The sequence below is a fragment of the Mesorhizobium sp. M7A.F.Ca.US.006.04.2.1 genome (assembly GCF_004022915.1).
Classification (GTDB): domain Bacteria; phylum Pseudomonadota; class Alphaproteobacteria; order Rhizobiales; family Rhizobiaceae; genus Mesorhizobium; species Mesorhizobium ciceri.
Map to the genome: position 1 here is coordinate 1 of NZ_RZQA01000433.1, position 5,353 is coordinate 5,353.

Annotated in this window: 8 protein-coding genes and 1 pseudogene; 7 read left to right on the forward strand and 2 right to left on the reverse strand. The window is 62.3% G+C overall.

What is annotated here, in order from left to right:
- Positions 1-250, reverse strand: a 250-nt coding sequence (ruvX, locus tag EN925_RS21655; RefSeq protein ID WP_128336901.1) for a Holliday junction resolvase RuvX, incomplete at its 3' end; no start/stop codon positions are given.
- A 122-nt stretch (positions 251-372) separates the two neighbouring features.
- Between ruvX and EN925_RS21660 the strand changes: the two genes are divergently transcribed.
- The 7 genes from EN925_RS21660 (at position 373) to EN925_RS21690 (ending at position 5,299) form a co-directional block, all read left to right on the forward strand.
- On the forward strand, positions 373-1,080 hold the full coding sequence (locus tag EN925_RS21660; protein ID WP_013531789.1) for a metal-dependent hydrolase: 708 nt from the start codon (positions 373-375) through the stop codon (positions 1,078-1,080).
- A gap of 24 nt (positions 1,081-1,104) precedes the next feature.
- Positions 1,105-1,521, forward strand: coding sequence for a hypothetical protein (locus EN925_RS21665; protein WP_082827391.1), 417 nt, complete (start codon positions 1,105-1,107; stop codon positions 1,519-1,521).
- Between the two features lie 130 nt (positions 1,522-1,651).
- On the forward strand, positions 1,652-1,939 hold the full coding sequence (gene gatC, locus EN925_RS21670; RefSeq protein ID WP_013531787.1) for an Asp-tRNA(Asn)/Glu-tRNA(Gln) amidotransferase subunit GatC: 288 nt from the start codon (positions 1,652-1,654) through the stop codon (positions 1,937-1,939).
- Positions 1,940-1,947: 8 nt separating this feature from the next.
- Positions 1,948-2,403 (forward strand): GNAT family N-acetyltransferase, encoded by a 456-nt coding sequence (locus EN925_RS21675; RefSeq protein WP_013531786.1) that lies wholly within the window; start codon positions 1,948-1,950, stop codon positions 2,401-2,403.
- Positions 2,403-3,968 carry an amidase family protein gene (locus tag EN925_RS21680; protein ID WP_127385484.1) on the forward strand — a complete coding sequence of 522 codons (1,566 nt, stop codon included), beginning with the start codon at positions 2,403-2,405 and terminating at the stop codon, positions 3,966-3,968. Before EN925_RS21675 ends, EN925_RS21680 begins: the two co-directional genes overlap by 1 nt.
- A 1-nt stretch (position 3,969) precedes the next feature.
- Positions 3,970-4,500, forward strand: coding sequence for a hypothetical protein (locus tag EN925_RS21685; protein WP_127385485.1), 531 nt, complete (start codon positions 3,970-3,972; stop codon positions 4,498-4,500).
- A gap of 7 nt (positions 4,501-4,507) precedes the next feature.
- Positions 4,508-5,299 (forward strand): YdcF family protein, encoded by a 792-nt coding sequence (locus tag EN925_RS21690; RefSeq protein WP_127385486.1) that lies wholly within the window; start codon positions 4,508-4,510, stop codon positions 5,297-5,299.
- Here the strand turns inward: EN925_RS21690 and EN925_RS40835 are convergent.
- A pseudogene (locus tag EN925_RS40835) lies at positions 5,278-5,353 on the reverse strand (DUF599 domain-containing protein); the annotation flags it as partial. The gene EN925_RS21690 and the pseudogene EN925_RS40835 overlap by 22 nt on opposite strands.

Below are 5,353 nucleotides of genomic sequence, written 5' to 3' on the forward strand. Positions count from 1 at the left end.
CTTCCGAGCCGTCCATGTTGATCGGCAGCCCAATCACCACGGCGCCGGCATTCTCCTTTTGTAGCAAGGCGAGCAGCACCGCCGCATCGAGCGAAAATTTCCTTCGCATGATGACCGGACGCGGATGGGCGAAGGAAAACCTCTGGTCCGAGACCGCGACGCCGATCGTCTTGTCGCCGAGGTCAAGCCCCGCCAGCGTCTTACCGCCGGCTAACCGCGCCGGCAATTCTTCGATCGTGATAATGCCCACCGGCCGTCCTTCGCCTTTCACCACCAGGTGTTTTGTCAAACGCGTGGCGGACAAGTAACCCTTTGATCTCGGGGCCACTGGCGTTCTATCCTTTGGCAAGTCAAAAATCGAGGAATGCATTCATGAAACTGACCTGGTACGGCCACTCGGCCTTTCGGATCGATACCGCTGATGCCAAGATCCTCATCGACCCCTATCTGATAGGCAATCCGTCATGGACGGGTGGCTGGGAGGGCCCGGCTGAGGGTGTCACGCATGTGCTGCTGACGCATGGCCACAGCGACCACATCAGCGGCGCGGTGGAGGTGCTCGGCAAAAGCGGCGCCCAGCTCGTCGCCAATTTCGAGATCTGCATGTATCTGGTCGGCAAGGGCGTCAGCGACAAGAAGATCAATCCCGGCAACATCGGCGGCACCGTCGATTGCGGCAGCTTCACCACCACTTTTGTCCAGGCGCTGCACTCATCCTCGTTCCCGGGCGAGGGCGGCCAGAACACCTATCTCGGCAATCCGGGCGGCCTCGTCCTGCATTTCCCGGAAGACAAAACGCTCTATCACATGGGCGACACCGACATCTTCTCCGACATGGCGCTGATCAACGAGTTGCATGAGCCGAAGATAGGCCTGGTGCCGATCGGCGACCGCTTCACCATGGGCGGCGCGGTGGCGGCACTTGCCTGCCGGCGCTTCTTCAAATTCGACACCGTGGTTCCCTGCCACTTCGGCACGTTTCCGATGATCGACCCGACCGCCGATAAGTTCGAGGCCGGCCTGGAAGGATCCGGTGTAAGGCTGGCGTTGCCGAAAATCGGTGAGACGATTACGATCTAGAAACAGCTAAAGTGGAATAAATCCATGGTATTGGGGCGATCTCTTTGCGTTTCGATGTTTGTCGCGGCGTCGCCCGCGCTCGCCGCGGATGATTTCATCGAAGGCGTCTATCTTCAGTCCGAAGAGCTTTGCACGCAGGCCAAAAAGGACACGCTGCAAACGCTGATCGACGCCGGCAACATCGTGCTTTCGGCGCACGGCCTGCAGAGCGTGGAATACAATTGCGAGTTTCTGCAGGTCAGCAAGGCGACCGCTTCGCCGAGTTGGGCGGTGACGGCCATCTGCCAGGAACCGGGCTATGTCTTCCCAGATGTCCTCTCGGTGACGCAAATGAATGAGAAGCAGATCGATCTCGTGTCGGTCCGGCCCGTCAACGACGAAAGCGAAGCAAGCGGCAACAGCGGCAGCTACTATTTGTGCGAGGGCGTTGCCCTGCCGTAGACATCATCCTGTGCGTGGATCGATGGCCGAAGACTAGGCCGCCGCCGCAGCCTGGTCTCTCGCACGATGCATGTTGCGCAGCGCGCGCGGCGCCGCTATAGCCCGAACTGGTTTTCCCCGAGGCAAAAACATGTCCGTAGATCTTCAGACAGTGAAGCGCGTCGCGCATCTCGCCCGCATTGCAGTGAGCGAGGAAGATGCCGAACGGATGACCGGCGAGCTGAACGCCATTCTGGGCTTCGTCGAACAGCTGAATGAGGTCGATGTTTCCGGCATCGAACCGATGACCTCGGTGACGCCGATGGACATGAAGAAGCGTCAGGACGTTGTTACTGACGGCGGCAAGGCAGCTGACATCGTCGCCAACGCGCCGGCGACCGAAGAGAATTTCTTCCTCGTGCCGAAGGTCGTGGAGTAAACCGGACGATGGCAATCGACATCGCCATTGAAACGCCACTGCAGGACGACGTGCGCGGCCTGGTCGAGGAACTCAACCAGACCTTGCTCGAACTGACGCCGCCGGAGCATTGCTATCATCTGACGGTCGAGCAGATGGCTGGTGAGGACACGACTGTCTTCATCGCCCGCGACAACGGCATGGCCATTGGCTGCGGTGCGCTGAAACGCCATGACGGCGCTGTCGGCGAGGTCAAGCGCATGTACACGCGGCCCTCGCATCGCGGGCAGAAGATCGGCGCGAAAATCGTCGAGCAGGTCGAGGCGCTGGCGCGCAACGAGGGGCTGAAGCGCCTGGTGCTGGAGACGGGCGACCGTCACCCCGCGGCGTGGACCGTCTACGAACGCGCCGGGTTTTCGCGTTGCGGCCCGGTGCTGGATTATCCCGATTCCGAGTGGTCGGTGTTTTACGAAAAGAGCCTTTGATGAGCGACCTGACCCAGCTGACGATTTCACAGGCCCGCGGCAAGCTGCACGGCAAGGAAATCACCGCGACCGAGATCACCGAGGCCTATCTCTCGGCCATCGATCGCGCCAATCCCGCGCTCAATGCCTATGTCGCGGTGACAGGCGACAAGGCGCGCGACATGGCCAAGGCGTCCGACGCAAGGCTGGTCAAGGGCGAGGGCGGTGCGCTGGAAGGCATCCCGCTCGGAATCAAGGACCTGTTCGGCACCGAAGGCGTCCATACGCAGGCCTGCAGTCATGTGCTGGACGGGTTCAAGCCGCGCTACGAATCGACCGTTACGTCAAATCTGTGGGCCGACGGCGCCATCATGCTCGGTAAACTCAACATGGACGAGTTCGCCATGGGCTCGTCCAACGAGACGTCCTACTATGGCCCGGTCATCAATCCGTGGCGGCGCTCGCGCCTAGACACGGTGGTGATGCCGACGATGCATCAGGGTGATGGCGGCTTCGTCTCGGCCGGCGGCACCAGGACCGCGCGCAGCCTGGACAATGCGCAGCTGGTGCCGGGCGGTTCTTCCGGCGGTTCGGCAACCGCAGTGTCGGCCTTCCTGTGTGCCGGCGCGACCGCGACGGATACTGGCGGCTCGATCCGCCAGCCGGCCGCCTTCACCGGCACGGTCGGCATCAAGCCGACCTATGGCCGCTGCTCGCGCTGGGGCATCGTCGCCTTCGCCTCGTCGCTCGACCAGGCCGGCCCGATCGCTCGTGACGTGCGCGATGCCGCGATCCTGCTGAAGTCGATGGCCTCCGTCGATCCGAAGGACACGACGTCGGTCGACATGCCGGTACCGGACTATGAGGCCGCGATCGGCAAGCCGATCAAGGGCATGAAGGTCGGCATTCCCAGGGAGTACCGCGTCGAGGGCATGCCCGAAGAGATCGAAGCGCTGTGGCAGAAGGGCATTGCCTGGCTGAAGGACGCCGGCGCCGAGATCGTCGATATTTCCCTGCCGCATACGAAATACGCGCTGCCCGCCTATTACATCGTGGCGCCCGCCGAGGCTTCGTCCAATCTCGCCCGCTACGATGGCGTCCGCTACGGCTTGCGCGTGCCGGGCAAGGATATCGTCGACATGTATGAGAAGACCCGTGCCGCCGGTTTCGGCCGTGAGGTCAAGCGCCGTATCATGATCGGCACCTATGTGCTGTCGGCCGGCTATTACGACGCCTACTATCTGCAGGCGCAGAAGGTGCGCAATCTGATCAAGCGGGATTTCGAGACTGTCTTCGCCGCCGGCGTCGATGTCATCCTGACCCCGGCAACGCCATCCGCCGCCTTCGGCATCGCCGACGAGGACATGGCTGCCGATCCGGTCAAGATGTACCTGAACGACATCTTCACCGTCACGGTGAACATGGCCGGCCTGCCGGGCATCGCTGTGCCCGCCGGGCTCGACGCCAAGGGTTTGCCGCTCGGGCTTCAGTTGATCGGCCGGCCGTTTGACGAGGAAACCCTGTTCCAGACCGCCGCCGTCATCGAGCAGGCCGCCGGCACATTCCAGCCGGAGAAATGGTGGTAGCATGCCGCCCCCGTCTCGCATTTCCATCGTCGAGACGGAAGACGAACTGCTGATAACCAACCCACCGCGCATCTCGGATTTCAGGATGGGCTTCGTCCTGGTTGGGGCCGCGATCGTTGCCTACACCGGCTACATGGGATTGACCGACACGTCGCCCGCAAACGTCGCCAGCGGCACTCTCGGACTGCTGTCGTTCACTGCGATCATTGCCCTCTTCACCTACTTCCTCGGCAAGGATTTCATGTGGCTGGTGTTCGGCAAGGAAACCCTGCGGCTAACCGACGTGGCAGCCGTGCGCGACGTCAGGGGTTTTGTGCGAAATCGTTCCTCATTGCCTTTGAAAGGGCACCTTGAGGCCGAAATCCTCGACCATACCTATCCAACGGATGAAGCGGGGCTGTCGGAAGTCATCAGGTTGACCAACACCAACGGCGTCCTTGTTTTCGGCAGGGAGTTGAGCCGGCCCGAGGCCGAGGCTGTGACAAGTGCCGTCGAGCATTTCACCGGTCGTGAGAATTCGAGCCGACGATAGGCAGCCAATGTTCTTCTATCTTTCCAAGATCTTCTGGTTCTTCATCCAGCCGCTCAACCTGGCGATCTTCCTGCTGTTGGCGGGACTGCTCGCGGTCACGATCGGGCGCCGACGGTTGGCGGCCGCCGGCAGCGTGCTGGCATTTTTGATCCTTGCACTGTCAGCATGGACGTCGCTCGGCGCCATGATGCTCAATCCGCTGGAAGAGCGTTTCGCGCGCCCGCCGCTGCCGGAAAAGGTCGACGGCATCGTCGTGCTCGGCGGCGGCTTCGAGGGCGCCATCAATCTGGCGCGCGGCGGCTATGAGCTGAACAGCAGCGGCGATCGGATGGTCGAGACCGCGATTCTCGCCCGGCGCTTTCCCACCGCCAAGGTGGTCGTCTCCGGCGGCACCGGCGCGTTGTTTCTCGATGGCGAGGGCGATGCCGCAACCGCGCCGCGCCTGCTCACCGCGCTTGGCGTGGCCGCCGACCGGATGATCCTGGAGAACAAGTCCCGCAACACCTATGAGAACGCGGTCTTCACCAAGGAGTTGGTAACGCCGAAGCCCGGCGAGACCTGGCTGCTGGTGACCTCGGCCTTCCATATGCCGCGCGCCAAGGCGCTGTTCGACAAGGCCGGCTTTGCAACCGTTCCATGGCCGGTCGACTATCGCACCTCGGGACGAGAAGGCGTCGGCCTGTTCCGCGACAATCCAGCCGATTCGCTGCAGGCCACCACCATGGCCATCCGGGAATGGATCGGGCTTTTTGCCTACTGGCTGTCAGGCCGGATCGATCAGCCTTTTCCGGGTGGCTGACCGATCACCGCCTGCCTGGCCGCCGAGAAGAACTGGCGCCGCACCAGCACCGCC